This is a genomic window from Pseudomonas sp. P867, assembly GCF_019891455.1.
GTDB lineage: Bacteria > Pseudomonadota > Gammaproteobacteria > Pseudomonadales > Pseudomonadaceae > Aquipseudomonas > Aquipseudomonas synxantha_A.
The window spans coordinates 223782-247804 of record NZ_JAFLXB010000001.1; the positions used below are offsets into that span (position 1 = coordinate 223782).

Sequence of the window (24023 nt, forward strand, 5' to 3'; positions counted from 1 at the left end):
TGTTCCTTTCAGCTTAGGTCGCGGTGGCGAACCTGGACATTCTTGAGGGTTTGTTGCAGCACCTGGCCCAGCCGCTCAGTCAGGTAAACCGAGCGGTGATGGCCACCCGTGCAGCCAATGGCAATGGTGACATACGCCCGATTGCTAGCGGCAAAACGCGGCAACCATTTAAGCAGGTAGCTGGAGATGTCCTGGAACATCTCTTCCACATCCGGCTGCGCGGCAAGGTAGTCGGCGACGGGCTGATCCAGCCCCGACTGATCGCGCAATTCCGGCTTCCAGTAAGGGTTGGGCAGGCAGCGCACATCGAACACCAGGTCGGCATCGACCGGCATGCCACGCTTGAAGCCAAACGACTCGACCAGGAACGCCGTGCCCGGCTCGGGCTGATTCAGCAGGCGCAACTTGATCGCGTCACGCAACTGGTACAGGTTCAGGCTGGTGGTGTTGATCTTCAGGTCGGCCAGATCAATGATCGGCCCCAGCAGTTTGGTCTCGTCTTCAATGGCTTCGGCCAGGGAGCGGTTGGCGCTGCTGAGCGGGTGGCGTCGACGGGTTTCGGAGAAGCGCTTGAGCAGGGTTTCTTCATCGGCATCCAGGTACAGCACATCGCAATGAATGTGCTTGGCGCGCACTTCTTCGAGCAGTTCCGGGAACCGCGAGAGGTGGCTGGGCAGGTTGCGGGCGTCGATCGACACAGCGACCAGCGGCTGCGCCAGCTCGGTGTGGATAAGGGCGCGCTCCGCCAACTCCGGCAGCAGGCCGGCCGGCAGGTTGTCGATGCAATAGAAGCCGTTGTCCTCAAGCACATTGAGGGCGGTGCTTTTACCTGAGCCGGAGCGGCCGCTGACGATGATCAAACGCATGATTACTGCCCGTTTTGTTCATCCAGGACGACCTGATACAGCGCCTCGTTGCTGCTGGCACTGCGCAACTTGTCACGTACTTCCTTACGGTCGAGCATACTGGCTATCTGCCGGAGCAGTTCCAGGTGCGCATCGGTGGCGGCTTGCGGGACCAGCAGCACGAACAGCAGGTCAACCGGAGCTCCGTCGATGGCGTCGAAGTCGATGGGTTTTTCCAGGTGTAGCAAGGCGCTGACCGGGGTCTGGCAGCCTTCGAGACGGCAGTGAGGAATAGCGATGCCGTTGCCAAAACCGGTGGAGCCGAGTTTTTCACGGGCAATCAGAGCCTCGAAAACATCTTGCATCTCCAGCTCAGGCACTTGGCTGCTGATCAGGTTGGCAATTTGTTCCAGGGCGCGCTTTTTACTGCCGCCCGGCACGTTCACGAGGGAACGGCCGGGGGTCAGGATGGTTTGAAGTTGGATCATGGGGGAGGGTTAACGACCTGTACCTTGCATCAGGTGCAGATTCTTTTCCTTATGCTTTATGAGTTGGCGGTCGAGCTTTTCGTAGAGCGAGTCAATCGCCGCGTACATGTCTTCGTGTTCCGCATTGGCGACGAGCTTGGCATTCGGTACGTGCAGGGTGGCCTCGATTTTCTGCTTGAGCTTATCGACCTCCATGATGACCTGCACGTTGGTGATCTTGTCAAAATGCCCCGCAAGCTTGTTCAGCTTGCTCTCGGTGTATTCACGCAGGGGCTTGGTGACTTCCAGCTGGTGTCCACTGATGTTGACTTGCATACAGCTTCTCCTTCGTTGCCAGTGCATAAAGCGGTGGGCAGGAATACCCACCACTGGAACGCTGTGGCCCGCCCGTCACATCAACCGCTTACGCTCGCTGGAAGGCGCGATCCCAAGGGACTCACGGTACTTGGCGACGGTTCGACGGGCGACCTGAATGCCTTGTGCCTCCAGTAAACCAGCGATCTTGCTGTCACTCAACGGCTTTTTCTGATTTTCCGCGGCAACCAGTTTTTTGATGATCGCGCGGATCGCCGTGGACGAGCATTCGCCGCCTTCGGAGGTGCTGACGTGGCTGGAGAAAAAGTATTTCAGCTCATAAATACCGCGCGGGGTATGCATGAATTTTTGCGTGGTTACCCGGGAAATTGTCGATTCATGCATGCCTACCGCTTCGGCGATATCGTGCAGCACCAGAGGCTTCATGGCTTCGTCCCCGTATTCCAGGAACCCGCGCTGGTGCTCGACGATCTGGGTGGCGACTTTCATCAGGGTTTCGTTGCGGCTTTGCAGGCTCTTGATGAACCATCGCGCTTCCTGCAACTGGTTGCGCATGAAGGTATTGTCGGCGCTGGTATCGGCGCGGCGCACAAAACCTGCGTATTGCGGGTTGACCCGCAGCCGTGGCACCGATTCCTGGTTCAACTCCACCAGCCAGCGCTCGTTGTCCTTGCGCACGATCACGTCGGGAACCACGTATTCGGCTTCGCTGGATTCAATCTGCGAACCGGGGCGCGGGTTGAGGCTTTGCACCAACTCGATGACCTGGCGCAAGTCGTCTTCCTTGAGCTTCATACGGCGCATCAACTGGCTATAGTCGCGGCTACCCAGCAGATCGATGTAGTCGCTGACCAGGCGCTGGGCCTCGGCGAGCCATGGCGTCTTGGCAGGCAACTGGCGCAGTTGCAGCAACAGGCACTCGCTGAGCGTGCGGGCGCCGATGCCGGCGGGCTCGAATTGCTGGATGCGGTGCAGGACGGCTTCGATTTCGTCCAGCTCGATGTCCAGTTCCGGGTCGAAGGCTTCGAGGATCTCGTCGAGGGTTTCGTCCAGGTAACCCTGGTTATTGATGCAATCGATGAGCGTAACCGCGATAAGGCGATCAGTGTCCGACATCGGCGCCAGGTTGAGTTGCCACAGCAAGTGGCTCTGCAGGCTCTCGCCAGCCGAGGTGCGGGTGGTGAAGTCCCACTCGTCATCATCATTGCTCGGCAGGCTGCTGGCGCTGGTCTGGTAAACGTCTTCCCATGCGGTATCCACGGGAAGCTCGTTGGGAATGCGTTCGTTCCATTCCCCTTCTTCCAGGTTGTCCACCGTAGGGGCGGTTTCCTGGTAGGAGGGTTCCTGCACGTCGGGATTGGGTTTTTGCTCGATGTTGTCGGCCAGTGGGTCGGCATTGTCGAAGTCGTCGCCTTCTTCCTGGCGTTCGAGCATCGGATTGGACTCCAGGGCCTCCTGGATTTCCTGCTGCAGGTCCAGGGTCGACAATTGGAGCAGGCGGATGGCCTGTTGCAGCTGCGGTGTCATCGTCAGCTGCTGGCCCATTCTCAGGACTAGCGATGGTTTCATGGCAGGGGCTTAACACCTTATTCGCCGGCGCAATGCGCCATCCACGACAGGGCGCGTGAGCGCCAACATAAGCAAATTATATGCCTGATATCAGGGCCTTTGCCTAGAGCGCGGTAACAATAAAAAAACCAAGGTTTCTATTGACTCCTGCGCGCTCCGGCGAAAGGCGCGATACCACTCCGTCTACAGGCGGAACTCGTGACCCAGATAAACTTCCTTGACCAGTTCATTGGCCAGGATGGTCTCGGCGTCGCCTTCAGCAATCAACTGACCATCGTTGACGATATAGGCGGTTTCACAGATATCCAGCGTCTCACGGACGTTGTGGTCGGTGATCAGCACGCCAATACCCTTGGCCTTGAGGTGGTGAATGATCTGCTTGATATCGCCGACCGAAATCGGGTCAACGCCGGCAAACGGCTCATCCAGCAGGATGAACTTCGGTGCGGTGGCCAGGGCGCGGGCGATTTCCACGCGGCGGCGCTCACCACCGGACAGGCTCATGCCGAGGTTGTCGCGAATATGGTTGATGTGGAACTCCTGCAACAGGCTTTCCAGCTCTTTGCGGCGGCCGTCGCGGTCGAGTTCCTTGCGGGTCTCGAGGATCGCCATGATGTTGTCGGCTACCGACAGTTTGCGGAAGATCGACGCTTCCTGGGGCAGATAACCGATACCGGCGCGTGCACGACCGTGCATGGGCTGGTGGCTGACGTCCAGGTCGTCGATCAATACGCGACCCTGATCCGCCTGGACCAGCCCGACGATCATATAGAAGCAGGTGGTCTTGCCGGCACCGTTAGGGCCGAGCAAGCCGACGATCTGGCCGCTGTCGATCGACAGGCTGACATCACGTACCACCTGGCGGCTTTTATAGGCCTTGGCCAGATGCTGGGCTTTCAGGGTTGCCATTACTGGGCCTTCTTCTTCGGCTGGATAACCATGTCAATGCGCGGACGTGGCGCGGTGACCTTGGTGCCATTGGCGCGGCCAGCAGTGGCGACCTGCTTGACGGTGTCGTAGACGATTTTCTCGCCTTCGGTCGAGTTGCCGTCGCTGCTGATCACTTTGGCGCGGTCAGTCAGTACGATGCGGTTCTGCGGCGCGTGGTACTGGATGGTTACGCCGTAGCCTTTGATCGGGCCTGGATCGGCGGCGTTTTGCTTCTGTTCGAAATAGGCAAGGTTGCCCACCGAGGTCACGACGTCGATATCGCCGGCCGGGGTGCGGGTCAGGGTGACGGTATTGCCGGTAATCTTCATCGAACCTTGAGTGATGATTACGTCGCCCTTGTAGGTCGCGACACCTTGCTTGTCATCGAGCTGCGCATCGTCAGCCGAGATGTGGATCGGTTGCTGGCTATCGTTCGGCAGAGCCCAGGCGCTCACGCTTCCCAGTGCTGCGCCCAGACCGAGCAAAATAGGGAGGGTTTTAACGAGCCTCATACTGTCCTCTTACGTTCGATAGCAGGTGTATCCTGCTTTCTTTCAAATACGCTTTCATTCCCTTGCCAGTCGATACACCGCCAGCGCCGTCGATTCTAACGTCTTGCTCGGTCTGCGCATATTGCTTCTGTGGGAATACCGTCATGCGACTGCTGGTAATGATGGTGTCGCGGTTCTGCGCGTCTGTACGTGCGACGCGTACCGAGTCGATCAGTTCAACTTCGGTGCCGTCCGAGTTCACCTCGCCACGCTTGCTGGTCACGTGCCAGGGAAATTCGGTACCGCGATACAGATTCAGGTCCGGGTTGGTCAGCAGGCTGACATCGGCTACCTTCAAGTGCTCGACCTTGTCCGATGTCATTTCATACTGCACCTTGCCGTCTGGCAGGAACTGAATGCTGTAGGCGTTGGTGGCGTAATAGTCGATAACACCTTCGTCAACCTGCGCAACAGGCTTGTCGAGAAAGCGCTCCGGGCTGATATTCCAGTAGCCCACCGCCAGGAACAGCGCGGCAATGACCCCGAATAGCAGGAAGTTGCGAATCTTTTTGCTCAGCATATAACGCTCTATAGGTAGGCGGCGTGGGCCGCTTCAAGGCTGCCCTGGGCACGCAGGATCAACTCGCAGAACTCGCGGGCAGCACCTTCGCCGCCACGGGCGGTGGTGATGCCATGGGCGTGTTCGCGCACAAACGCCGCGGCATTCGCGACCGCCATGCCCAGGCCTACCCGGCGAATCACCGGCAGGTCGGGCAGGTCATCACCTAGATAGGCGACTTGTTCATAGCTTAGGTTGAGTTGGCCAAGAAGCTCGTCCAGCACCACCAGTTTATCCTCGCGGCCCTGATACAGGTGAGCAATTCCGAGGTTTTGTGCGCGGCGTTCCACAACCGGCGTCTTTCGACCACTGATAATCGCCGTTTGCACACCCGCCGCCATCAACATCTTGATGCCCTGGCCATCGAGCGTATTGAATGTCTTGAATTCGCTGCCGTCTTCGAGAAAGTACAGGCGGCCGTCGGTCAGCACGCCGTCAACGTCGAAAATCGCCAGCTTGATGTTTTTACCGCGTTGCAACAGATCGCTGGTCATTTACATCACTCCTGCGCGCAGCAAGTCGCCAAGGTTAAGGGCTCCGATCGGTCGATCATCCTTATCGACGACGATCAGCGCGCCGATCCGGTGGTCTTCCATGATTTTCAGCGCTTCAGCCGCGAGCATTTCAGCGCGGGCGGTCTTGCCGTGGGGTGTCATCACCGCGTCGATGGTGGCGGTGTGAATATCAATGGTGCGGTCCAGGGTGCGGCGCAGATCACCGTCGGTGAATATCCCGGCCAAGCGTCCGTCGGTCTCCAGGATTGCCGTCATGCCGAGGCCCTTGCGGGTCATTTCCATCAGCGCATCCCTGAGCAGGGTACCGCGTGGAACGCTTGGCAGTTCGGCGCCCGAATGCATGACATTTTCCACTTTCAGCAGCAAGCGACGCCCGAGGGCACCGCCTGGATGGGAAAATGCGAAGTCTTCTGCGGTAAACCCGCGGGCCTCCAGCAGCGCCACCGCCAGGGCATCGCCCATGACCAGTGCGGCGGTGGTGGAGGAAGTCGGTGCCAGGTTCAACGGGCAGGCCTCATGGGCCACGTGCACGTTGAGGTTGACGTCGGCGGCCTTGGCCAGGGTCGATTCCGGGTTGCCCGTGAGGCTGATCATCTGGATGCCCAGGCGCTTGATCAACGGCAACAGGGTCACGATTTCGTTGGTGGTGCCGGAATTGGACAGCGCCAGAATCACGTCATCCTTGGTGATCATGCCCATGTCGCCGTGGCTGGCTTCGGCCGGATGCACGAAAAAAGCGGTGGTCCCGGTGCTTGCCAGGGTGGCGGCGATCTTGTTGCCGATGTGGCCGGATTTACCCATGCCGACCACGACAACGCGGCCCTTGCTGGCCAGGATCATCTCGCAGGCGCGCACGAAATCCGCGTTGATATGGGCCAGCAAGCCTTCTACGGCTTCAAGCTCTAGGCGGATGGTGCGTTGTGCGGATTGAACAAGTTCGCTGGATTGGCTCATGTCTGAAATCGTATAGCCTGACGAAAAGGCGGCGATTATAGCGGTAATGATCAATTCCCTCACGTAAGTTCGTCAGGCTTTGTGCGCGAAGTTCCAGCCAATCACCTTCGGTAACGGTTATTCCCTGTCCTAAATCTGAACGAGCGCTGTTCCGGCCTTGGGGGCGCCGCACCAGCGGTGATATAGTTCGCCGCCAGTTCGGTCCGCCCAACCCATGTACCTAATTATTGCGCATCCGTTGCAAACCAAAGTCGCACACATGGTGTCTGAGTGAAAGGCTGCATCCCAAGGAGATTAGATGAGTGCCGATAACGCCTACGCGGTCGAGCTGAAGGGCCTTACCTTCAAGCGCGGTTCGCGCAGCATCTTCAATAACGTCGATATTCGCATTCCTCGCGGCAAGGTCACGGGCATCATGGGGCCTTCCGGTTGCGGCAAGACCACCCTGTTGCGCCTGATGGGCATGCAATTGCGCCCCAGTGCCGGCGAAGTGTGGGTCAACGGCCAGAACCTGCCGACGCTGTCGCGTAGCGATCTGTTCGATGCGCGCAAGCATATGGGCGTGCTGTTCCAGAGCGGCGCGCTGTTTACCGACCTCGATGTTTTCGAAAACGTAGCGTTCCCGCTGCGGGTGCATACCCAGCTGTCCGATGAAATGATTCGTGACATTGTGTTGCTGAAGCTGCAGGCCGTTGGCCTTCGCGGTGCCATCGACTTGATGCCGGACGAACTGTCCGGCGGTATGAAGCGCCGTGTCGCCCTGGCGCGGGCCATTGCCCTCGACCCGCAGATCCTTATGTACGACGAGCCATTCGTGGGTCAGGACCCGATCGCCATGGGTGTGCTGGTGCGCCTGATCCGCCTGCTCAATGATGCATTGGGAATCACCAGCATCGTGGTGTCTCACGATCTGGCCGAAACCGCGAGCATCGCCGACTACCTGTACGTAGTGGGTGATGGCCAGGTGCTGGGGCAGGGTACGCCTGAAGAGCTGATGAACGCCGATAACCCGCGTATCCGCCAATTCATGACCGGCGATCCCGATGGCCCGGTGCCTTTTCACTTTCCGGCAGCGGACTACCGCTCAGATCTTCTGGGGAAGCGCTGATGCGCAAGACATCTCTCATCGAAAAGGTTCGCCTTTTCGGTCGCTCGGGCATCGACATCATCGAAGTCCTGGGGCGTTCGACCATTTTCCTGTTCCACGCCTTGCTGGGCCGCGGTGGCATCGGCGGGGGCTTCGGCCTGCTGCTCAAGCAGCTGCACGCAGTGGGTGTGATGTCCCTGGTGATCATTGTGGTCTCCGGGGTGTTCATCGGCATGGTGCTGGCGCTGCAGGGCTTCAACATCCTGTCCAGCTACGGCTCGGAGCAGGCGGTAGGCCAGATGGTGGCCTTGACCCTGCTGCGTGAGCTCGGCCCGGTGGTCACTGCCTTGCTGTTCGCGGGGCGTGCAGGTTCGGCGCTGACCGCCGAAATCGGCAACATGAAGTCCACCGAGCAACTGTCCAGCCTGGAAATGATCGGTGTGGACCCGCTCAAGTACATTGTTGCCCCGCGCCTGTGGGCCGGCTTCATTTCCCTGCCATTGCTGGCGATGATTTTCAGCGTGGTGGGTATCTGGGGCGGTTCGTGGGTGGCGGTTGACTGGTTGGGCGTCTATGACGGCTCCTACTGGGCCAACATGCAAAACAGCGTGACCTTCACCGGTGACGTGCTCAACGGCATCATAAAGAGCATTGTCTTTGCCTTTGTAGTGACGTGGATTGCCGTATTCCAAGGCTATGACTGCGAGCCCACCTCAGAAGGGATCAGTCGTGCCACTACCAAGACCGTTGTGTACGCCTCGCTGGCGGTACTGGGCCTTGACTTCATTTTGACCGCCTTGATGTTTGGAGATTTCTGATGCAAAACCGCACTGTGGAGATCGGTGTCGGCCTTTTCTTGCTGGCTGGCATCCTGGCTTTACTGTTGTTGGCCCTGCGAGTCAGCGGCCTGTCGGCCAGCCCCACCGCCGATACCTATAAACTTTACGCGTATTTCGACAATATCGCCGGTTTGACGGTCAGAGCCAAAGTGACCATGGCCGGCGTTACCATCGGCAAGGTCACGGCAATCGATCTGGACCGCGACAGCTTCACCGGGCGAGTGACCATGCAGGTGGACAAGAAGGTAGATAACCTGCCGACCGACTCCACGGCATCTATCCTCACTGCGGGGCTACTGGGCGAGAAATACATCGGTGTCAGCGTGGGCGGGGAAACAGCCTTGCTCAAGGATGGCTCTACAATCCACGACACACAGTCGTCGTTGGTACTTGAAGACCTGATCGGTAAATTCCTGCTCAATACGGTCAATAAAGACGCTAAATGAGGAATCTGTTCATGATCTCTACCTTGCGACGTGGCCTGCTGGTACTGCTTGCAGCGTTGCCGCTGATGGCCAATGCGGCAGGTTCTGCGCACGATTTGGTGCAGGACACGACCAGCAGGATGCTGGCCGACCTGAAGGCCAACAAAGAGCAGTACAAGCAAGACCCTTCCAGGTTCTACGAAGCACTCAACACGATTGTTGGCCCGGTGGTCGATGCCGAAGGTATTTCCAAAAGCATCATGACGGTCAAGTATTCGCGCAAGGCAACCCCGGCGCAGATGCAGACGTTCCAGGAAAACTTCAAGCGTGGTCTGTTCCAGTTTTACGGCAACGCTCTGCTGGAATACAACAACCAGGGCATCGTCGTTGACCCTGCCAGGGAGGAGTCGGGCGACCGTGCCGAGGTCGGGATGAAAGTCTCGGGCAGCAATGGCGCGATCTATCCGGTGTCCTACACCCTGACGAAAATCAACGGTGAATGGAAGCTGCGCAACGTGGTCATCAACGGCATCAACATCGGCAAGCTGTTCCGTGACCAGTTCGCCGATGCGATGCAGCGCAATGGCAATAACCTGGACAAGACCATCAATGGTTGGGCCGGTGAAGTGGCCAAGGCCAAGGAAGAAACCGACAAAGCTGCCGGGAAGCCTGCGCAATGACCGAGGCGGCTGTTCGTATCGGCGACGCCGGCGAGCTGTTGCTCAGCGGCGTGCTCGATTACCGTACCGGGCCTGACCTGCGCAAGCAGGGCCAGGCACTGATCAAGGCCAGCAATGCGCCTGCGCTGGTGGTTGACTGTTCGGCGGTGACCAAGTCCAGCAGCGTCGGTCTGTCGTTGCTGCTGTGCTTCATGCGCGATGCCGAAGCAGCAAAAAAGCCGCTCAGTATCCGTGCCTTGCCTGAAGACATGCGCGAGATTGCCGAGGTTTCCGGCCTGACCGAGCTGTTGGCACACCCTTAATACACATTTATCAGAAAAGCCCCCCCGTCAGAGTCCTGCTATGCGGGGTTCGCAGGCGCGGGGCTTTTTTGTATGATGTGCGACCCGTGCGCACTGGGCGCCGATAGAGGTTGAGCATGCAGGCCCTAGAAGTTAAGAGCTTCCTTGAAGGAAAGCTGCCGGAAACGACTGTTGAAGTTGAAGGCGAAGGCTGCAATTTCCAGCTGAACGTGATTAGCGATGAACTGGCGGCATTGAGCCCGGTCAAGCGTCAGCAGCAGATCTATGCCCATTTGAACCCATGGATCACCGATGGCAGCATCCATGCGGTCACTATGAAATTTTTCAGCCGCGCGGCCTGGGCCGAGCGCACCTGAGCCCCCAAGGCGTCGAGATTCTTATGGATAAATTGATTATTACCGGCGGTGCCCGCCTTGATGGCGAGATCCGCATTTCCGGTGCGAAAAACTCCGCCTTGCCGATCCTGGCAGCGACCCTGCTGTGCGATGGCCCGGTGACTGTAGCCAACCTGCCGCACCTGCACGACATTACCACCATGATCGAGCTGTTCGGCCGCATGGGCATTGAGCCGGTGATCGACGAGAAGCTGGCCGTCGAAATCGACCCGCGCACCATCAAGACCCTGATCGCACCGTACGAACTGGTGAAAACCATGCGTGCGTCGATCCTGGTGCTGGGCCCGATGGTTGCTCGTTTCGGCGAAGCCGAAGTGGCCTTGCCTGGCGGTTGCGCCATTGGTTCGCGTCCGGTCGACCTGCACATCCGTGGCCTTGAGGCCATGGGCGCAGTCATCGACGTCGAAGGCGGCTACATCAAGGCCAAGGCGCCGGAAGGCGGCCTGCGTGGCGCGAACTTCTTCTTTGATACCGTCAGTGTGACCGGTACCGAAAACATCATGATGGCCGCTGCCTTGGCCAACGGCCGCAGCGTGCTGCAAAACGCTGCGCGTGAGCCGGAAGTGGTCGACCTGGCCAATTTCCTGAACGCCATGGGCGCGAAGGTTTCCGGTGCTGGCACTGACACCATCACTATTGATGGTGTAAAGCGTCTGCACACCGCCACCTACAAAGTCATGCCTGACCGCATCGAGACCGGTACCTACCTGGTTGCCGCTGCTGTGACCGGTGGCCGCGTGAAGGTCAAGGACACCGATCCGACCATCCTTGAAGCCGTCCTGGAAAAACTCAAGGAAGCCGGCGCAGAGATCACCACCGGCGAAGACTGGATCGAGCTGAACATGCACGGCAAGCGGCCAAAAGCCGTCAATGTGCGTACTGCTCCGTATCCGGCGTTCCCGACCGACATGCAAGCGCAGTTCATCTCCCTGAACGCCATTGCCGAAGGCACCGGTGCCGTGATCGAGACCATCTTCGAAAACCGCTTCATGCATGTGTATGAATTGCACCGCATGGGCGCCAAGATCCAGGTCGAAGGCAATACCGCCATCGTCACCGGCATCGACAAGCTCAAGGGCGCGCCAGTAATGGCTACCGACCTGCGTGCTTCCGCCAGCCTGGTAATCTCGGCACTGTGCGCCGAAGGCGACACCCTGATCGATCGCATCTACCACATAGACCGTGGCTACGAGTGTATCGAAGAAAAACTGCAGATGCTCGGCGCGAAGATCCGCCGCGTACCGGGCTAACCCCCACTGCCCTGTAGGGGTGAGCAAGCTCGCTCCTACACACTGGTTTGTTTCAAATCGAGGCTGTCATGGCCTCGATCTGTGTCTGGCACTGTTTGTGACCGGACAGCAATAGCCTGATGAAGGACTGACGTTCCCATGTTGACCATCGCACTGTCCAAGGGCCGCATCCTTGACGACACGTTGCCGCTTCTGGCTGAAGCGGGCATCGTGCCGACCGAGAATCCGGACAAGAGCCGCAAGCTGATCATCCCCACGACCCAGGACGACGTTCGCCTGCTGATCGTGCGGGCTACCGACGTGCCGACCTACGTTGAACATGGTGCCGCCGACCTCGGTGTCGCGGGTAAGGATGTGCTGATGGAATACGGTGGCCAGGGCTTGTATGAGCCACTGGACCTGCGTATCGCCCTGTGCAAGTTGATGACCGCTGGCCGTGTCGGTGATGTCGAGCCCAAGGGCCGTCTGCGAGTGGCGACCAAGTTCGTGAACGTCGCCAAGCGCTACTACGCCGAACAGGGCCGCCAGGTCGATATCATCAAGCTCTACGGCTCGATGGAGCTGGCACCGCTGATCGGCCTGGCCGACAAGATCATCGACGTGGTCGACACCGGCAACACCCTGCGCGCCAACGGTTTGGAGCCACAGGATTTCATCGCCGACATCAGCTCTCGCCTGATCGTCAACAAAGCTTCTATGAAGATGCAACACGCCCGTATCCAGGCGTTGATCGACACCCTGCGCAAGGCAGTGGAGTCTCGACACCGCGGTTGACTCACCCGCGTAGCCCAAAGGCTGCGCCCGTCTATCCGCCTCATAGCCAGAATTCTCAGGTGCCCAAGCGGAAACGACTGCTAGTTTAGGGCGCCTGAGTTTTTGCCAATTCTATTGAGGCCCTCGCTATGACCACGTCCACTGCAATTGCCCGACTCAACGCTGCCGACCCGGATTTCGCCCATCATCTGGATCATCTGCTGAGCTGGGAAAGCGTGTCCGACGATTCGGTCAACCAGCGGGTGCTCGACATTATCAAGGCCGTGCGCGAGCGCGGTGATGCGGCGCTGGTGGACTTCACCCGTCAGTTCGACGGCCTGGACGTCAAGTCGATGGCGGACCTGATCCTGCCCCGCGAGCGCCTTGAGCTGGCCCTGACGCGTATCACCGCGCCCCAGCGCGAAGCCCTGGAAGTCGCAGCGGCGCGGGTACGCAGCTACCACGAAAAGCAGAAGCAGGACTCCTGGAGCTACACCGAAGCCGATGGCACCGTACTGGGCCAGAAGGTCACGCCGTTGGACCGTGCCGGCCTTTACGTGCCGGGCGGTAAAGCCTCTTATCCGTCGTCCGTGTTAATGAACGCGATTCCGGCCAAAGTGGCGGGCGTCACTGAAGTGGTCATGGTGGTGCCGACCCCTCGTGGTGAAATCAACGAACTGGTACTGGCTGCCGCCTGCATCGCGGGTGTCGACCGAGTGTTCACCATCGGTGGCGCCCAGGCCGTCGCGGCTTTGGCCTATGGCACCGAAAGCGTGCCGAAGGTCGACAAGGTTGTTGGCCCAGGCAACATCTACGTCGCCACCGCCAAGCGCCATGTGTTCGGCCAGGTCGGCATCGACATGATCGCCGGCCCTTCGGAAATTCTGGTGGTGTGTGACGGCCAGACCGATCCGGACTGGATCGCCATGGACCTGTTCTCCCAGGCTGAGCACGACGAAGATGCCCAGGCGATCCTGGTCAGCCCCGATGCCGAGTTCCTCGACAAGGTCGCCGCCAGCATCAATAAGCTGCTGCCGACCATGGAGCGTGCCGAAATCATCGAGAAGTCGATCAATGGCCGCGGCGCCCTGATTCTGGTGCGTGATATGGAGCAAGCCATCGAAGTGGCCAACCGCATCGCGCCGGAACACCTGGAGCTGTCCGTAGCGGATCCACAGGCCTGGTTGCCGTCGATTCGTCACGCCGGTGCGATCTTCATGGGGCGTCACACCAGCGAAGCCCTGGGCGACTACTGCGCCGGGCCTAACCACGTGTTGCCGACCTCCGGCACTGCGCGTTTTTCATCGCCGCTGGGGGTGTATGACTTCCAGAAGCGTTCGTCGATTATCTTCTGCTCGCCACAAGGTGCTTCCGAGCTGGGCAAGACTGCCTCGGTGCTGGCCCGTGGTGAATCCCTCAGCGCTCACGCACGCAGCGCTGAATACCGCATCGTCAAGGGAGAGTAAGGCATGAGCAAATTCTGGAGCCCTTTCGTCAAGGACCTTGTGCCTTACGTACCCGGTGAGCAACCGAAGCTGACCAAGCTGGTCAAGCTCAACACCAACGAAAACCCATACGGCCCATCGCCCAAGGCATTGGCAGCGATGCAGGCCGAGTTGAACGACAACTTGCGCCTGTACCCGGACCCCAACAGCGACCTGCTTAAACAGGCAGTGGCCAGGTATTACGGAATCGACGCCGGGAAGGTATTCCTGGGCAACGGTTCCGATGAAGTCCTGGCGCACATCTTTCATGGCCTGTTCCAGCACGATCTGCCACTGCTGTTCCCGGATATCAGCTACAGCTTTTACCCCGTCTATTGCGGCCTCTACGGCATCAAGTACGACGCGCTGGCGTTGGACGAGCAGTTCCAGATTCGCGCATCTGACTATGCCAGGCCCAACGGCGGGATCATCTTCCCCAACCCGAACGCACCCACCGGCTGCGTACTGGCGCTGGATGCGGTGGAGCAGATCCTCAAGGCCAGCCCGGATTCGGTGGTGGTGGTCGACGAAGCCTACATCGACTTCGGTGGCGAAACCGCCATCAGCCTGGTGGACCGTTACCCGAACCTGCTGGTGACCCAGACCCTGTCCAAATCGCGCTCACTGGCCGGTTTGCGTGTGGGCCTGGCCGTGGGTCATCCGGACCTGATCGAGGCGCTGGAGCGGGTCAAGAACAGCTTCAACTCCTACCCGCTGGATCGCCTGGCGATTGTTGGCGCGGCGGCGGCGTTCGAAGACCGTGAATACTTCGAGCAGACCTGCCAGATGGTGATCGACAGCCGCAACAAGGTGGTCGCGCAACTGGAAGGCAAAGGGTTTGAAGTGTTGCCCTCGGCGGCGAACTTCATCTTTGCGCGCCACCCACGGCATGACGCTGCTGGATTGGCAGCCAAGTTGCGTGAGCAGGGGGTTATCGTGCGGCACTTCAAGCAGGAGCGGATTGCCCAGTTCCTGCGGATCAGTATCGGTACGCCTGAGCAGAACCAGGCGCTGATTGATGGCCTGGGCGAGCTCTAAGCCACACTGAAAATCAAAAAAATGTGGGAGGGGGCTTGCTCCCGATAGCGGTGGATCAGTCGATTAGATGTCGACTGGCACTCCGTCATCGGGGGCAAGCCCCCTCCCACATTCTATTTTGCGGCGTTAGTTAAAGAAGCGGCTCATCCGGCTTCTTGTTCTTCCAGCCATCATTGCCCGGCAGCAGCAGGTTCAAGCCAATCGCCACCACCGCACACAGGGCAATGCCCTTGAGGCCGAAATCGTCCGGGCCGGTGCCGGTGCCGACCAGCACACCGCCAATCCCGAATACCAGGGTTACCGACACGATCACCAGGTTGCGTGCTTCACCCAGGTCGATCCTGTGGCGAATCAGCGTGTTCATCCCCACCGCGGCAATCGAGCCGAACAGCAGGCACAGAATCCCGCCCATCACTGGCACGGGGATGCTCTGCAGCAGTGCGCCGAACTTTCCGATAAACGCCAGGCTGATGGCAAACACTGCCGCCCAGGTCATGATTTTCGGGTTGTAGTTCTTGGTCAGCATCACTGCGCCGGTCACCTCGGCGTAGGTGGTGTTCGGCGGGCCGCCAAACATGCCGGCAGCCGTAGTGGCGATACCGTCACCCAGCAAGGTGCGGTGCAGGCCGGGCTTTTTCAGGTAGTCGCGACCGGTCACGCTGCCCACCGCAATCACACCGCCGATATGTTCGATCGCCGGGGCCAGGGCAACCGGGACGATAAACAGGATCGCCTGCCAGTTGAACTCCGGCGCGGTAAAGTGGGGCAGGGCGAACCACGGCGCAGCCGCGATCTTTGCGGTGTCGACCACGCCAAAATAGAACGACATGGCAAAGCCCACCAGCACGCCGGAGATGATCGGCACCAGGCGGAAAATACCTTTGCCGAACACGGCCACGATCAAGGTGGTCAGCAGCGCGGGCATCGAGATCAGCATCGCCGTCTGGTAATGGATCAACTCGGCTCCGTCGCCGGACTTGCCCATGGCCATATTGGCGGCAATCGGCGCCATGGCCAGGCCGATCGAGATGATCACCGGGCCGATGACCACCGGTGGCAGCAGTCGATCGATAAAGCCGGTGCCCTTGACCTTCACGGCCAGGCCCAGGAACGTATAGACGAAACCGGCCGCCATCACCCCACCCATGGTCGCCGCCAGGCCGAATTGGCCTTTGGCGAGGATGATCGGGGTGATAAACGCGAAGCTCGATGCCAAAAATACCGGCACCTGCCGCCCTGTCACCACCTGGAACAGCAATGTGCCCAGGCCGGCGGTGAACAGTGCGACGTTTGGATCAAGACCTGTGATCAGCGGCATCAACACCAGCGCGCCAAATGCTACGAAGAGCATCTGTGCGCCAGACAGGATCTGGCGCCAAAGCGGGTCGTTGAATTCATCCTGCATGTTCACGCGTCCTTCTGCTTGGTGCCGAAGATCTTGTCACCGGCATCGCCAAGGCCTGGGATGATGTAGCCGTGTTCATTCAGGCGCTCATCAATGGATGCGGTGTAGATCTGCACATCCGGATGGGCTTTCTCGACGGCGGCGATGCCTTCGGGCGCGGCCACCAGCACCATGGCACGGATGTCCCGGCAGCCGGCTTTTTTCAGCAGGTCGATGGTCGCGACCATGGAGCTACCGGTGGCGAGCATCGGGTCGATGATCATGGCCAGGCGCTCGTTGATTTCCGGAACGAGCTTCTCCAGGTAGGTGTGGGCCTGCAGTGTTTCTTCATTGCGGGCAACGCCCACGGCGCTGACCTTGGCGCCCGGGATCAGGCTGAGTACACCTTCGAGCATGCCGATACCGGCGCGCAGGATAGGGACGACGGTAATTTTCTTACCGGCGATTTTTTCCACTTGTACGGGACCGGCCCAACCGGGGATCTCGTAGGTTTCCAGGGGTAAATCCTTGGTGGCTTCGTAAGTCAGCAGCGCTCCGACTTCCTGAGCAAGCTCACGGAAATTCTTCGTGCTAATGTCGGCACGGCGCATAAGGCCGAGTTTGTGTCGGATCAGCGGGTGGCGGATCTCGCGAGTGGGCATGGGAAAGGCTCCGGCGGCGGGCAAAAAAACCGGCCTAGATTAATCTATCCGAGAGTGTTGTCCTATAGACATCAAGTACGTTAGTCCATAAAGGCTTGATTGGAGCGCACGAGAAGCGTACCTTCGCCCGCTTTTCTTGCCACAGCACCCCCTTGGAGAGCGCCATGTCTGCTGATCTCGAGCATATCCGTCAAATCATGCACGAGGCTGACTGCCTGTACACCGAAGCGCAGGTCGAAGCAGCAATCGCCAAGGTCGGCGAGCACATCACCCGCGAAATGGCCGACACCAACCCGGTGGTCTTTTGTGTGATGAACGGTGGCCTGATCTTCGCCGGTAAATTGCTCACCCACCTGCAATTCCCACTGGAAGCCTCTTACCTGCACGCCACCCGTTATCGCAACGAAACCAGCGGCGGCGATCTGTTCTGGAAGGCCAAGCCGGAAGTTTCGTTCATTGACCGCGATGTGCTGATCATTGATGACATCCTCGATGAAGGTCATACCCTGGGCGCGATCATCGATTTCTGCAAACATGCCGGCGCGCGCAAAGTGCATACCGCTGTGTTGATCGATAAAGACCACGACCGCAAGGCCCGCCCTGAATTGAAGGCCGATTTTGTTGGGCTGCCGTGCGTCGACCGCTATATCTTCGGGTATGGCATGGATTACAAAGGCTACTGGCGTAACGCCAATGGCATCTTTGCCGTTAAAGGAATGTAATCGATGGCCCGCTTTCTTGATCAGACCCTGTTTGCCGAATTGGCCGAGAAAGCGGCTGCCAATCCCCGTGGGCGTCAGAACGTCAACTTCCATGAGATGCAAGAGCCTTGTCATCGCATGGCGGTCGGCTTGCAGCCCAGCACCTATGTGCAACCTCATCGTCACCTGACCGCTGATAAAGCTGAAACCTTGCTGGTAATGAAAGGGCGCCTAGGTATCCTGATTTTCAGCGACACGGGCGAGGTGTTGAGCAAACGTGTACTGCAGGCTGGAGGAGAGTGCCTGGGTGTAGACCTGTCGCCAGGAGTGTTTCATAGCTTGGTGGTGCTGGAGCCGGACAGCGTGATGTTTGAATGTAAGGCTGGCCCTTACCGTCCGGTTGGCGAGGGCGAATTGGCAAGCTGGGCGCCCCGTGAAGGCGAGGCGGGTATGGCGGAGTATCACCGCTGGATGCTTGCCCAGTTCGATTGAGCCCCTCCCACATCCTGCGTCGCGCAGGTAGACTTCAAACCCCGTGTAAATGTCTGCAGGCTGGAGTCGGTAATGCGTAAAGATAAGAAACAGGTGATTGGCGACGAGATCGGTGACGACCAAATCAAGTTGTTCCTGGACTTCGAGCCGGTTGATGCGACTTCGCCGTCCCTGCACAAACTGATCAAGGCCTATCGCGGCCTGCGTATCGACGACTTCGAGCGTTTCCTGGGCTTTTTCCAAGAAGCAGGCCTGGACCTGGATGGCAAGGACGAGCATGGCCAGACCTTCGTTGATCTGATCAAGGACCAGCGCAACGCCGCCGAGTACATCGAGCTGATCGACAAGGCCCGCGGCTGATTATCCGAGCCACAAAAAAACGCCCCGAGGGGCGTTTTTTTTGCATTCAAACCTTAAGCGTAGCTTTGGGCTTCGTTGCTTTGCTCCACCAGCTCAAGGCTGATGTTGTTCTGCGTGTTGATCTTGCGATACAGCTCGGCATCCGTCTCCAGGACCTTTTCCCGCGCCGGGAAGATCTCGTGCAGCTTGCTCGCCCATTCACCGGCAGCCTTCTGCGGGAAGCAGCGTTCAATCAGCTCCAGCATGATCGATACGGTCACCGAGGCACCCGGAGATGCGCCCAGCAGCGCCGCGAGCGAACCGTCCTTGGCCGCCACCAGCTCGGTGCCGAATTGCAGCACGCCGCCTTTCTTCGGGTCTTTCTTGATGATCTGCACCCGCTGGCCGGCCACTTCCAGGCGCCAGTCTTCGGCTTTTGCCTCGGGGTAGAAGCGACGCAGGGATTCCAGGCGCTGCTCCATGGATTGGCGCACTTCGCTGACCAGGTACTTGGTCAGGTCCATGTTGTCGCGGGCCACGGCCAGCATCGGGCCAATATTGCCAGCGCGAATCGACATCGGCAGGTCAAGGAACGAGCCGTGCTTGAGGAACTTGGTGGTAAAGCCTGCGTATGGCCCGAACAGCAGCGACTTCTTGCCATCCACCACGCGGGTGTCCAGGTGCGGCACGGACATGGGCGGCGAACCCACGGCAGCCTGGCTGTAGACCTTGGCCTGGTGCTGTTTGACCACTTCCGGGTTGTCGCAACGCAGCCACTGGCCACTGACCGGGAAACCGCCGAAGCCTTTGCTTTCTTCGATGCCCGAGGCTTGCAGCAGCGGCAGGGCCGCACCACCGGCGCCGAGGAACACGAACTTGGCGTCCACTTCGCGGCTGTTGCCGCTGTTGACGTCCTTGATGCTCACGGTCCAGCCGGCGCCGTTACGCTTGAGGCCGGTGACGCGCTTGCAGTATTTGACCTGGGCATCCGGCGAACTGGTCAGGTGGCTGAGCAACTGATTGGTCAGGGCGCCGAAGTTGACGTCGGTGCCGTTCATCACGCGGGTCGCGGCGATTTTTTCGTCAAGCGGGCGGCCCGGCATCATCAGCGGCATCCACTCGGCCATTTCGCTGCGGTCTTCGGTGTAGTGCATGTCCGAAAACGCGTGATGCTGGCTGAGGGTCTCAAAACGCTTCTTGAGGAAGGACACGCCTTTGTCGCCCTGCACGAAGCTCAGGTGCGGGACCGGGCTGATGAACGACTTGGACGAGCCGAAGGTGCCCTTCTTGGTCAGGTACGCCCAGAACTGTTTCGACACCTCGAACTGGGTGTTGATGTGCACGGCTTTCTTGATGTCGATGGAGCCATCGGCGGCCTGTGGCGTGTAGTTCAGCTCACACAGCCCGGCGTGGCCGGTACCGGCGTTGTTCCACGGGTTGGAACTCTCCGCGGCACCCGAATCCATCAGCTCAACGACTTCCAGCTTGAGGCCGGGGTCGAGCTCCTTGAGCAGTACGGCCAGGGTGGCACTCATGATGCCGGCCCCTACCAGAACTACGTCGACTGCTTCGTTATGCGCCATTTAACGCGTCTCCAAAATCTGCAGCACCAAATTGACGGCATGGCTGCCAGGAGTGACGGGGCGGTTCACGTGTTGCCCCAGGTTACCCATGGCCAGGATCGCCATGTCCGTTTCGCAATTCTTTGCAACTTCAGCACACGCTTCCTGCCGGGCTAATCTGCCTATGAACGCATTCATGGGCGCCTGTGGCAATTCGACTTATGGTCAAAGCGTGCGATTCGTGCAACCAATCCGTAGCGGACAGGCTCAAGCTCCGGTTTTTGAGAAAGGCTCGATCCTGTGTAATTGGGCTGCCCCAGACGCTGGTGGTGTTTGTACAAACGCCAAACTATTCATTTGCTCGCCACACTCTTGTGAAGTTGTGAAAACCCGTTTTTTCACGCTCTTTTGAAGACGTGAACCTCAAAAAAGGGCTGCCCCAGCCTGGCACCTGGCCCGTAAACCTCTGCCGACATGCGGCAAAACGGGCAAACAACACAAGTGGCCGAGCGCAATGGCAGCTCTGGCAGATCCGATAAAGGCGGGGTGGTTTGCAAAGGAAACAGCAAGCACGCCAGCTTCACTTGATCTGTGTGGGCGGCTCTCTGTGGGCGATTTTGGGGCTAATGCCTGGGCATTAACGATGCTGCGGGGCCCGATCAGGAGACGTCCTTATAATCGGGGGGAGATTGTAGCGAAGAACGCCAGGGAAATGGGCGTGTTTTATGACTTTTATTCGGGTCCCGGTCAGGAGGCCAACGCTTGCCGGTGTTGTGCGCGAAAAACCTGCGGCTTGACCCGGGCGCTGGCCGGCAGAGGGCGGTGCATCCAGCCCAGATGAGTCTCGGTCACTTCTACCCAACCTTCACCGACGGGCGGCAGGCTGCATTGCTTGAATGCCTGGCAATGGCCCTGGGCGTCGAGCAGGGCGAAGTGGCGGTGACGGGCGTGTGACATGAACAGTGTCTTGAGAAGGCGCATGGCTGTGTACCTGGTGTGTTACATGCTTGAAGATTGCCAGTGTGGCATGACACTGCGGTGACCAATTTATGCGAATTTGTAATTTGCCCGTGGCTTCAGCCACTGTTCAGGATTGCTGGTGAGTGGCGTGCGTGCACCGTTATACTGGCGACCTGTCTGCACCTAGTCCTGGAGAAATGAGTATGTTGCAACGCCTGTTGTTCGGTTTGATCACTGTGACCAGTTTGACCCTGGTTGGCTGCGCCAACAGCCCGCAACAACTCAGCCCGCAACCTAAAGTCACCGCGCCGTTGGCTGCGGTAGGTCATGGCCAGCCGGTGTCGGTACGTGTGGTCGACGGTCGTCCGTCGCCAACCCTGGGCTCGCGTGGCGGCCTGTATCCGGAGACTGCGCTGATTTCGGTGACCGGCCAGGATGTGCTGCCCAAGCTGCAGGCCCAGGCTGAAGCCGCTGTGCGCTTGCTGGGCTTTACACCGACCAACTCGCCAGGTGTGCCGCAACTGACCGTGACCCTGGCCGAGCTGAAGTACCAGTCGCCCAAAGAGGGGCTGTATGTGACCGAAGCCTCCATCGGTGCGACCTTCAAGTCTGACGTCAGCGCCGGTACCCGTCGCTACAGTGGCCGCTACGCCGCATCGCTGAACCAGCGCTTCGGCATGTCGCCCAACCAGGAAACCAACACCAAGCTGGTCAGCGATGTGCTCAGCGATGCCCTGACCCGCCTGTTCAAGGACCCAAGCATCGGCCAGTTGCTCAGTTCGCAATAAACCGTGCCCAAAAACCCGGGCTCAGTGATGAGCCCGGTTTTTTTATGCCCGTGGTTTGGTCATGCCGCCGTATCGACATAGAAGTCCAGCACACTCACGCCGGTGAGCAAATCCAGTTCCGGCAAGTCCGCATGTTGGTGGCCGCCGAGGGCGCAATACACCAGCCAGTGGCGATCCTGGACGTTGAACGCAAGGCTGCCGACCAGCGCCTCTTGCTCATCGTTTGGGGCGATCAGATACAGCCGATCCTGGTTTTGCGCGTGCAACATGACTAGCTCCTCAAGCGTCGAAGGGCAACAGAGTGGCTTGTTAAGGTGACGTTCAGGTGACGCTGTAAATTACTGGATACATTAGCCGTCAACGGAGAAGGAGCATTAAAGGCGCAGGAGGCGACTATCGTTCAGGTTGGTATCTGGACTGATATCCGAATACTGATTCGCCGAGGTTTGCGATGGCGCTGCTCATCAATGCTGTTGCCCTGTTGGTTGCCTGCTCGGGCGCCTTGGTGCTGTTTATCACCCGCCTGCATGCGCAACGTGCGATGGCTGAACTCGCCATGCGTAGTGAAGAGCGTGCTATCGACCAGCCGATGCTTTTTCTGGATACGCACACCGAACGGGCGCATCGTCAGGCTTATCGTGTGGGGTTCGGCTGCCTTGGCTTGGCCCTGGCCGCCTCCTGGCTCAGCACCCATTTCTAATTCCACTGCAAAACCAAATGTGGGAGCGGGCTTGCCCGCGAAGGCGGTGTATCAGCCACTGAATCTTTAACTGACCCACCGCTATCGCAGGCGAGCCAGCTCCCACACTGGCCATGTACTGCCCGTAGAATCAGCGCCTGCCACATATCCCCTGTAGGGTCACATATTACAGGGGGATCCCGGCCTTGACTCGGTATTGATTGCGTACCGGCGTCGCATACTGCACCACCAGATAAGGCCGGTGTTCGGCCGGGCATTCGTTCAAGCGTCGCTCCCATTCTGCCTTGGCCTTGGCCAGCTCATCGGCGGGGAATACATCCGCCGCTTTAGGCACCTGCAACTGCGGATCGGCATCATCCCACTGTGCGTACGCCAGGTAATGCACCGGAAACAAGCGGTAGCCACCGAGGATCTGCCGGTCCATTTCCATTGCCAGCAGCTTGGTATCTTCGAAACGCTCGGTAATCGGCGGCGCAAAGTTCACATGTACGCGGCCCTTGTAGCCGGTGATACCCAGGGCGATGCTCACGTCGTCCTCGCCCGGTGCCTTGGTGTAGGTGCCGGTGGTGGCGCGGATATACAGCTCGCGGGCCTTGGCGGCATCGCAAGGGTCGTACTCGTAGCTGATGGATACCGGCGTCAGGTTCAACGACTGGATAACCTCGGCAAACGGCTCGTCCTTGCGGCTGACGTGGAACATCTTGAGAATCGCCGATTCGGTACGGTCATCGCCATCCTTGGCCCGGCCTTCAGCCTGGGCGATCCAGATCGACTGGCAGTCGTTGCGGATCGAATGGTTGATATAGGCCGACAGCAGGTTGTAGGCCGCCATCTTCTCCTTTCGCCCGGTGATCGAACGGTGCACGATGAAGCTCTTGTTCAGGCGCATCAGGTCGCTGACAAACGGCTTTTGCAGCAGGTTGTCACCAATGGCGATGCGTGGCGTCGGCAGGCCGGCGTGATACACGGCATAGTTGACGAAGGCCGGGTCCATCACGATGTCGCGGTGGTTGGCCAGAAACAGGTAGGCGGTGCCGGATTTGAGCTGCTCGACGCCGGTGTAGGTTACGCCGTCGGTCGCCCGGTCAATCGTGTGGTCAACGTAGTATTCGACTTTGTCTTGCAGCGTCGCCACGGTGGTGACGCCGGCAAACTCACGGCGCAATTTGCGCGCGATCATCGGCTTGAGCAACCAGCCCAGGGCGCCGGCAAAGCGCGGGAAGCGAAAGTGGGTCAGGATGTCCAGAAAGGCCTTGTCACTGAACAGACGCGCCAGCACTGCCGGGACTTCGCTGTCGTTGTAAGGTCGGATGGTATCGAATTCGCCCATCATGCTCTCTTGTTAGAAACGGCTAGGGTAAGTAAAGGAAATAGCAGGGGCGGCGTGAGTAAACTGGCTCTGCCGGAAATAGCCCTGTAAATAGACCGGCGATTATACGCACAAGTCACCTTGGAG

The 24023-nt window shown here is 59.1% G+C and carries 30 protein-coding genes; 15 read left to right on the forward strand and 15 right to left on the reverse strand.

Annotated features, from left to right (window positions below; translation table 11 throughout):
- Positions 1 to 8: 8 nt before the first annotated feature.
- The 9 genes from rapZ to J1G33_RS01130 form a co-directional block, all read right to left on the reverse strand.
- Positions 9 to 866, reverse strand: coding sequence for an RNase adapter RapZ (gene rapZ / locus J1G33_RS01090; RefSeq protein ID WP_005784834.1), 858 nt, complete (start codon positions 864 to 866; stop codon positions 9 to 11).
- Positions 867 to 868: 2 nt separating this feature from the next.
- A complete protein-coding gene (gene ptsN / locus J1G33_RS01095) occupies positions 869 to 1333 on the reverse strand; it encodes a PTS IIA-like nitrogen regulatory protein PtsN (RefSeq protein WP_032877784.1) in 465 nt (154 codons plus the stop codon).
- Positions 1334 to 1342: 9 nt separating this feature from the next.
- Complete coding sequence (gene raiA, locus J1G33_RS01100) at positions 1343 to 1648, reverse strand: ribosome-associated translation inhibitor RaiA (RefSeq protein WP_223017593.1); 306 nt, start codon at positions 1646 to 1648, stop codon at positions 1343 to 1345.
- 75 nt (positions 1649 to 1723) lie between these two features.
- Positions 1724 to 3217 carry an RNA polymerase factor sigma-54 gene (locus J1G33_RS01105; protein ID WP_005784839.1) on the reverse strand — a complete coding sequence of 498 codons (1494 nt, stop codon included), beginning with the start codon at positions 3215 to 3217 and terminating at the stop codon, positions 1724 to 1726.
- Positions 3218 to 3400: 183 nt separating this feature from the next.
- Positions 3401 to 4126, reverse strand: coding sequence for an LPS export ABC transporter ATP-binding protein (lptB, locus tag J1G33_RS01110; protein ID WP_005784841.1), 726 nt, complete (start codon positions 4124 to 4126; stop codon positions 3401 to 3403).
- On the reverse strand, positions 4126 to 4659 hold the full coding sequence (gene lptA, locus J1G33_RS01115; RefSeq protein WP_032877782.1) for a lipopolysaccharide transport periplasmic protein LptA: 534 nt from the start codon (positions 4657 to 4659) through the stop codon (positions 4126 to 4128). Before lptA ends, lptB begins: the two co-directional genes overlap by 1 nt.
- Positions 4646 to 5218: an LPS export ABC transporter periplasmic protein LptC gene (gene lptC, locus J1G33_RS01120; protein WP_032877780.1), complete on the reverse strand. Its 573-nt coding sequence runs from the start codon at positions 5216 to 5218 to the stop codon at positions 4646 to 4648. Before lptC ends, lptA begins: the two co-directional genes overlap by 14 nt.
- 8 nt (positions 5219 to 5226) lie before the next feature.
- The gene (locus J1G33_RS01125) at positions 5227 to 5751 is read right to left on the reverse strand and encodes an HAD family hydrolase (protein ID WP_005784847.1); all 525 of its coding nucleotides are present in this window, start codon (positions 5749 to 5751) and stop codon (positions 5227 to 5229) included.
- Complete coding sequence (locus J1G33_RS01130; RefSeq protein WP_223017594.1) at positions 5752 to 6726, reverse strand: KpsF/GutQ family sugar-phosphate isomerase; 975 nt, start codon at positions 6724 to 6726, stop codon at positions 5752 to 5754.
- A gap of 298 nt (positions 6727 to 7024) precedes the next feature.
- Here J1G33_RS01130 and J1G33_RS01135 point away from each other — a divergent pair, with 298 nt between their 5' ends.
- The 10 genes from J1G33_RS01135 (at position 7025) to hisC (ending at position 14979) form a co-directional block, all read left to right on the forward strand.
- Entirely contained in the window at positions 7025 to 7834 is an 810-nt protein-coding gene (locus J1G33_RS01135; RefSeq protein WP_005784851.1) for an ATP-binding cassette domain-containing protein, read from the forward strand.
- Positions 7834 to 8631, forward strand: coding sequence for a lipid asymmetry maintenance ABC transporter permease subunit MlaE (mlaE, locus tag J1G33_RS01140; RefSeq protein WP_005784853.1), 798 nt, complete (start codon positions 7834 to 7836; stop codon positions 8629 to 8631). The genes J1G33_RS01135 and mlaE overlap by 1 nt, the downstream gene beginning before the upstream one ends.
- Positions 8631 to 9098 carry an outer membrane lipid asymmetry maintenance protein MlaD gene (gene mlaD, locus J1G33_RS01145; RefSeq protein WP_005784855.1) on the forward strand — a complete coding sequence of 156 codons (468 nt, stop codon included), beginning with the start codon at positions 8631 to 8633 and terminating at the stop codon, positions 9096 to 9098. The genes mlaE and mlaD overlap by 1 nt, the downstream gene beginning before the upstream one ends.
- A gap of 11 nt (positions 9099 to 9109) precedes the next feature.
- Positions 9110 to 9757 carry an ABC transporter substrate-binding protein gene (locus J1G33_RS01150; protein WP_032877773.1) on the forward strand — a complete coding sequence of 216 codons (648 nt, stop codon included), beginning with the start codon at positions 9110 to 9112 and terminating at the stop codon, positions 9755 to 9757.
- Entirely contained in the window at positions 9754 to 10059 is a 306-nt protein-coding gene (locus J1G33_RS01155; protein WP_005784859.1) for an STAS domain-containing protein, read from the forward strand. The genes J1G33_RS01150 and J1G33_RS01155 overlap by 4 nt, the downstream gene beginning before the upstream one ends.
- 116 nt (positions 10060 to 10175) lie before the next feature.
- Positions 10176 to 10415: a BolA family protein gene (locus J1G33_RS01160; protein ID WP_003188597.1), complete on the forward strand. Its 240-nt coding sequence runs from the start codon at positions 10176 to 10178 to the stop codon at positions 10413 to 10415.
- Positions 10416 to 10438: 23 nt separating this feature from the next.
- On the forward strand, positions 10439 to 11704 hold the full coding sequence (gene murA, locus J1G33_RS01165) for a UDP-N-acetylglucosamine 1-carboxyvinyltransferase (RefSeq protein WP_032877771.1): 1266 nt from the start codon (positions 10439 to 10441) through the stop codon (positions 11702 to 11704).
- Positions 11705 to 11842: 138 nt separating this feature from the next.
- Complete coding sequence (gene hisG, locus J1G33_RS01170) at positions 11843 to 12478, forward strand: ATP phosphoribosyltransferase (RefSeq protein ID WP_003188599.1); 636 nt, start codon at positions 11843 to 11845, stop codon at positions 12476 to 12478.
- Positions 12479 to 12606: 128 nt separating this feature from the next.
- The gene (hisD, locus tag J1G33_RS01175; protein WP_003188601.1) at positions 12607 to 13923 is read left to right on the forward strand and encodes a histidinol dehydrogenase; all 1317 of its coding nucleotides are present in this window, start codon (positions 12607 to 12609) and stop codon (positions 13921 to 13923) included.
- A gap of 3 nt (positions 13924 to 13926) precedes the next feature.
- Positions 13927 to 14979 (forward strand): histidinol-phosphate transaminase, encoded by a 1053-nt coding sequence (gene hisC, locus J1G33_RS01180; RefSeq protein WP_078820295.1) that lies wholly within the window; start codon positions 13927 to 13929, stop codon positions 14977 to 14979.
- A gap of 130 nt (positions 14980 to 15109) precedes the next feature.
- Here the strand turns inward: hisC and J1G33_RS01185 are convergent, their stop codons facing one another.
- Positions 15110 to 16384, reverse strand: a complete 1275-nt coding sequence (locus J1G33_RS01185; RefSeq protein ID WP_032877767.1) for a uracil-xanthine permease family protein — start codon at positions 16382 to 16384, stop codon at positions 15110 to 15112.
- A gap of 2 nt (positions 16385 to 16386) precedes the next feature.
- Complete coding sequence (gene upp / locus J1G33_RS01190) at positions 16387 to 17025, reverse strand: uracil phosphoribosyltransferase (RefSeq protein ID WP_003188608.1); 639 nt, start codon at positions 17023 to 17025, stop codon at positions 16387 to 16389.
- Between the two features lie 164 nt (positions 17026 to 17189).
- Here upp and J1G33_RS01195 point away from each other — a divergent pair, with 164 nt between their 5' ends.
- The 3 genes from J1G33_RS01195 (at position 17190) to J1G33_RS01205 (ending at position 18578) form a co-directional block, all read left to right on the forward strand.
- The gene (locus J1G33_RS01195) at positions 17190 to 17747 is read left to right on the forward strand and encodes a hypoxanthine-guanine phosphoribosyltransferase (RefSeq protein ID WP_005784869.1); all 558 of its coding nucleotides are present in this window, start codon (positions 17190 to 17192) and stop codon (positions 17745 to 17747) included.
- Positions 17748 to 17750: 3 nt separating this feature from the next.
- A complete protein-coding gene (locus J1G33_RS01200; protein ID WP_223017595.1) occupies positions 17751 to 18218 on the forward strand; it encodes a WbuC family cupin fold metalloprotein in 468 nt (155 codons plus the stop codon).
- Between the two features lie 72 nt (positions 18219 to 18290).
- Positions 18291 to 18578, forward strand: a complete 288-nt coding sequence (locus J1G33_RS01205) for a PA4642 family protein (RefSeq protein WP_032877763.1) — start codon at positions 18291 to 18293, stop codon at positions 18576 to 18578.
- A gap of 53 nt (positions 18579 to 18631) precedes the next feature.
- Here J1G33_RS01205 and mqo read toward each other — a convergent pair whose 3' ends face one another.
- Together mqo and J1G33_RS01215 are read right to left on the reverse strand one after the other, a co-directional pair.
- Positions 18632 to 20140 carry a malate dehydrogenase (quinone) gene (gene mqo / locus J1G33_RS01210; protein ID WP_005784875.1) on the reverse strand — a complete coding sequence of 503 codons (1509 nt, stop codon included), beginning with the start codon at positions 20138 to 20140 and terminating at the stop codon, positions 18632 to 18634.
- 726 nt (positions 20141 to 20866) lie between these two features.
- Positions 20867 to 21100 carry a hypothetical protein gene (locus J1G33_RS01215; protein ID WP_032877761.1) on the reverse strand — a complete coding sequence of 78 codons (234 nt, stop codon included), beginning with the start codon at positions 21098 to 21100 and terminating at the stop codon, positions 20867 to 20869.
- A gap of 182 nt (positions 21101 to 21282) precedes the next feature.
- Between J1G33_RS01215 and J1G33_RS01220 the strand changes: the two genes are divergently transcribed.
- Positions 21283 to 21867, forward strand: coding sequence for a YajG family lipoprotein (locus J1G33_RS01220; RefSeq protein WP_078820298.1), 585 nt, complete (start codon positions 21283 to 21285; stop codon positions 21865 to 21867).
- 59 nt (positions 21868 to 21926) lie between these two features.
- On the opposite strand, the gene J1G33_RS01225 is transcribed toward J1G33_RS01220, so the two are convergent.
- Positions 21927 to 22136, reverse strand: coding sequence for a hypothetical protein (locus tag J1G33_RS01225; protein WP_005784881.1), 210 nt, complete (start codon positions 22134 to 22136; stop codon positions 21927 to 21929).
- A 182-nt stretch (positions 22137 to 22318) separates the two neighbouring features.
- Between J1G33_RS01225 and J1G33_RS01230 the strand changes: the two genes are divergently transcribed.
- Complete coding sequence (locus J1G33_RS01230; protein ID WP_032877757.1) at positions 22319 to 22567, forward strand: hypothetical protein; 249 nt, start codon at positions 22319 to 22321, stop codon at positions 22565 to 22567.
- 166 nt (positions 22568 to 22733) lie between these two features.
- Here J1G33_RS01230 and J1G33_RS01235 read toward each other — a convergent pair whose 3' ends face one another.
- The gene (locus tag J1G33_RS01235) at positions 22734 to 23897 is read right to left on the reverse strand and encodes a 1-acyl-sn-glycerol-3-phosphate acyltransferase (protein WP_223017596.1); all 1164 of its coding nucleotides are present in this window, start codon (positions 23895 to 23897) and stop codon (positions 22734 to 22736) included.
- Positions 23898 to 24023 lie beyond the last annotated feature (126 nt).

Bases quoted from the DNA above. Each gene is read 5' to 3' on its own strand.
- J1G33_RS01235 (WP_223017596.1), bottom strand. From the start codon at position 23,897: ATGGGCGAATTCGATACCATCCGACCTTACAACGACAGCGAAGTCCCG.
- lptB (WP_005784841.1), bottom strand. From the start codon at position 4,126: ATGGCAACCCTGAAAGCCCAGCATCTGGCCAAGGCCTATAAAAGCCGC.
- J1G33_RS01195 (WP_005784869.1), top strand. From the start codon at position 17,190: ATGTCTGCTGATCTCGAGCATATCCGTCAAATCATGCACGAGGCTGAC.
- mlaD (WP_005784855.1), top strand. From the start codon at position 8,631: ATGCAAAACCGCACTGTGGAGATCGGTGTCGGCCTTTTCTTGCTGGCT.
- lptC (WP_032877780.1), bottom strand. From the start codon at position 5,218: ATGCTGAGCAAAAAGATTCGCAACTTCCTGCTATTCGGGGTCATTGCC.
- J1G33_RS01150 (WP_032877773.1), top strand. From the start codon at position 9,110: ATGATCTCTACCTTGCGACGTGGCCTGCTGGTACTGCTTGCAGCGTTG.
- J1G33_RS01215 (WP_032877761.1), bottom strand. From the start codon at position 21,100: ATGCGCCTTCTCAAGACACTGTTCATGTCACACGCCCGTCACCGCCAC.
- hisC (WP_078820295.1), top strand. From the start codon at position 13,927: ATGAGCAAATTCTGGAGCCCTTTCGTCAAGGACCTTGTGCCTTACGTA.
- J1G33_RS01225 (WP_005784881.1), bottom strand. From the start codon at position 22,136: ATGTTGCACGCGCAAAACCAGGATCGGCTGTATCTGATCGCCCCAAAC.
- J1G33_RS01205 (WP_032877763.1), top strand. From the start codon at position 18,291: ATGCGTAAAGATAAGAAACAGGTGATTGGCGACGAGATCGGTGACGAC.
- murA (WP_032877771.1), top strand. From the start codon at position 10,439: ATGGATAAATTGATTATTACCGGCGGTGCCCGCCTTGATGGCGAGATC.
- mqo (WP_005784875.1), bottom strand. From the start codon at position 20,140: ATGGCGCATAACGAAGCAGTCGACGTAGTTCTGGTAGGGGCCGGCATC.
- J1G33_RS01185 (WP_032877767.1), bottom strand. From the start codon at position 16,384: ATGCAGGATGAATTCAACGACCCGCTTTGGCGCCAGATCCTGTCTGGC.
- J1G33_RS01155 (WP_005784859.1), top strand. From the start codon at position 9,754: ATGACCGAGGCGGCTGTTCGTATCGGCGACGCCGGCGAGCTGTTGCTC.
- J1G33_RS01130 (WP_223017594.1), bottom strand. From the start codon at position 6,726: ATGAGCCAATCCAGCGAACTTGTTCAATCCGCACAACGCACCATCCGC.
- ptsN (WP_032877784.1), bottom strand. From the start codon at position 1,333: ATGATCCAACTTCAAACCATCCTGACCCCCGGCCGTTCCCTCGTGAAC.
- rapZ (WP_005784834.1), bottom strand. From the start codon at position 866: ATGCGTTTGATCATCGTCAGCGGCCGCTCCGGCTCAGGTAAAAGCACC.
- J1G33_RS01220 (WP_078820298.1), top strand. From the start codon at position 21,283: ATGTTGCAACGCCTGTTGTTCGGTTTGATCACTGTGACCAGTTTGACC.
- J1G33_RS01125 (WP_005784847.1), bottom strand. From the start codon at position 5,751: ATGACCAGCGATCTGTTGCAACGCGGTAAAAACATCAAGCTGGCGATT.
- J1G33_RS01105 (WP_005784839.1), bottom strand. From the start codon at position 3,217: ATGAAACCATCGCTAGTCCTGAGAATGGGCCAGCAGCTGACGATGACA.
- J1G33_RS01230 (WP_032877757.1), top strand. From the start codon at position 22,319: ATGGCGCTGCTCATCAATGCTGTTGCCCTGTTGGTTGCCTGCTCGGGC.
- lptA (WP_032877782.1), bottom strand. From the start codon at position 4,659: ATGAGGCTCGTTAAAACCCTCCCTATTTTGCTCGGTCTGGGCGCAGCA.
- hisD (WP_003188601.1), top strand. From the start codon at position 12,607: ATGACCACGTCCACTGCAATTGCCCGACTCAACGCTGCCGACCCGGAT.
- J1G33_RS01135 (WP_005784851.1), top strand. From the start codon at position 7,025: ATGAGTGCCGATAACGCCTACGCGGTCGAGCTGAAGGGCCTTACCTTC.
- J1G33_RS01160 (WP_003188597.1), top strand. From the start codon at position 10,176: ATGCAGGCCCTAGAAGTTAAGAGCTTCCTTGAAGGAAAGCTGCCGGAA.
- raiA (WP_223017593.1), bottom strand. From the start codon at position 1,648: ATGCAAGTCAACATCAGTGGACACCAGCTGGAAGTCACCAAGCCCCTG.
- upp (WP_003188608.1), bottom strand. From the start codon at position 17,025: ATGCCCACTCGCGAGATCCGCCACCCGCTGATCCGACACAAACTCGGC.
- J1G33_RS01200 (WP_223017595.1), top strand. From the start codon at position 17,751: ATGGCCCGCTTTCTTGATCAGACCCTGTTTGCCGAATTGGCCGAGAAA.
- mlaE (WP_005784853.1), top strand. From the start codon at position 7,834: ATGCGCAAGACATCTCTCATCGAAAAGGTTCGCCTTTTCGGTCGCTCG.
- hisG (WP_003188599.1), top strand. From the start codon at position 11,843: ATGTTGACCATCGCACTGTCCAAGGGCCGCATCCTTGACGACACGTTG.